This window comes from Microbacterium sp. (assembly GCF_047972865.1).
GTDB lineage: Bacteria > Actinomycetota > Actinomycetes > Actinomycetales > Microbacteriaceae > Microbacterium.
In genome coordinates this window covers 1-1910 of record NZ_JBKEAY010000213.1, presented here as the reverse complement: position 1 = coordinate 1910, position 1910 = coordinate 1, and the positions used below count along the sequence as shown (strand labels likewise).

Sequence of the window (1910 nt, the reverse complement as noted above, 5' to 3'; positions counted from 1 at the left end):
ACGCGATCCACTACCTCGTCGCGCACACCCTGCTCGATGTCACGACCCTCGTGGTCGCTCCGCTGGTCGGGGTGGTCGCGCTGGCGATCGTCGATGTGCGCCTCGCGGTGCTCAGCATCGTGCCGCTCGCGCTCGGTGTGTTCTGGTACGTGCGGGCGATGCGTGGCTCCGGTGCCAAGTTCGCCGAGTACGCTACGCAGCAGCAGGCGATCAGCGCCGCGGTCGTCGATTTCGTGGCAGGGCTTCCCACCGCGAAGCTCGCCGGCGCAGCCGGCGGCATCCGCACCCGCTACGCCGCGGCGGTCAACGGGTTCCACGACTTCTTCCGTGCGTGGTCGCGGTCGACGGCAGCGGTGACGACGGCGTCGTGGCTCGTGGTTGCGCCGGGACTGACGGCGGGGGTCTTCGCACTGATCGGGGGCGCCGGCGTGCTGGCGGGGTGGATGTCGCCGACCGCTCTGGTCGCCGGTGTGCTGCTCGGACCGGCGGTCTCGGCGCCGGTCGCCGTGGGAGGCCCGCGGCTGCAGGCGATCCGCACCGGGCTGTCGGCGCTGGGCTCCATCTCCGACATGCTCGACGAACCGCCGCTGCGGTGGGCCGACGAAGATCCACCCCCGCGCGGGGCGCCCGCCGCTCTCGACGGCGTCACGGTGCGCTTCGGCGACCGCACCGCGCTGGACGATGTCTCCTTCACGCTCCCGCAGCGGGGAATGGTCGCCCTGGTCGGCGCCTCCGGGGGCGGCAAGAGCACCGTGGCGGCGCTGCTGGCACGGTTCCTCGACCCCGATGCCGGTCGGGTCTCGCTCGATGGTGTGACCCTGGACCGGCTGCGTGAGAGCGACCTGTACGAGCGGGTGGCATTCGTCTTCCAAGACACCGCGCAGCGGGTGACGACCGTGCGCGATGCGCTCAGCGGGGGACGGGCCGTTCCGGGTGAGGAGCTGGTGGCGGCGGCGCAGGCCGCGGCGGTGCACGAGACGATCCTCGCTCTGCCGGACGGGTACGACACCGTGCTCGGGGACGACACCGAGCTGTCCTCCGGTCAACGCCAGCGGATCGCGCTGGCGCGGGCGCTGGTGCGGGATGCCGATCTGCTCGTGCTCGACGAGACGCTCTCGGCGCTCGACGCGACGACCCGGTCCGCCGTGCTCGACACGCTGCGCTCCCAGGCCCGCGACCGCGCAGTACTGCTGATCGCACACCAACTGCACCTGGTGGCGGGTGTGCCACGCATCCTGGTGCTCGACGGCGGACGACTGGTCGGCGACGGCAGCCACGACGACCTGTTGGACGGATGCCCCGCCTACCGGGCGCTGTGGAACGCCCGCGAATCCGCATCGAGGGGAGACCGGCGATGATCCTCACCCTGCTGCGTCTGCTGCCCCGCCCCGCCGCGCGCGGGCTTGTCGGCCTGCTCGCCTGGACCACAGCGGCCGCGATCTGCCAGGGCGTCGCGCTCGGGCTCGTCGGTGCCGTCGTGGCGGCGTGCCTGGGCGCGCCGCTGGACCCGATCCCCGCGATGATCGCGCTCGCGGTGAGCATCGCGGTCTACCTCGTCGTGCAGTGGGCCGCCCAGATGACGGCCTTCCGCGTCGGCAGCCTCACCGCCCGGGCGCTCCACCTGCGCCTGGGCGACACGCTGCTCGATGTTCCGCTGGGGTGGTTCACCCCCACTCGCGCCGCCGGTGTGATCGCCCTGGCCACCGACGGGGTGGTGCAGCTGATGAGCCTGCCCGCGATCCTGCTGCGCCCCGCCCTGACCGCGATCGTCACGCCCGCGGCGGCCGCCGTCACGCTCGCCGTCATCGATGTGCGCGCCACCCTCGCGGTGCTGGCGATGATCCTGGTGTGCTGGGCGGCGTCGCGCCTGAGCGCCCGGTTGGGCCAGCGGGTCGATGCCCGTCGTCACG

General features: G+C 73.0%; 1 protein-coding gene and 1 pseudogene. Both read left to right on the top strand.

The features are described 5' to 3' along the window. A partial coding sequence (locus ACK5KK_RS12930) for an ABC transporter ATP-binding protein (RefSeq protein ID WP_416890493.1) occupies nucleotides 1–1358 on the top strand: 1358 nt, incomplete at its 5' end. After that, nucleotides 1355–1910 (top strand): annotated as a pseudogene (locus ACK5KK_RS12925) (hypothetical protein); the annotation flags it as partial. The gene ACK5KK_RS12930 and the pseudogene ACK5KK_RS12925, both read left to right, overlap by 4 nt.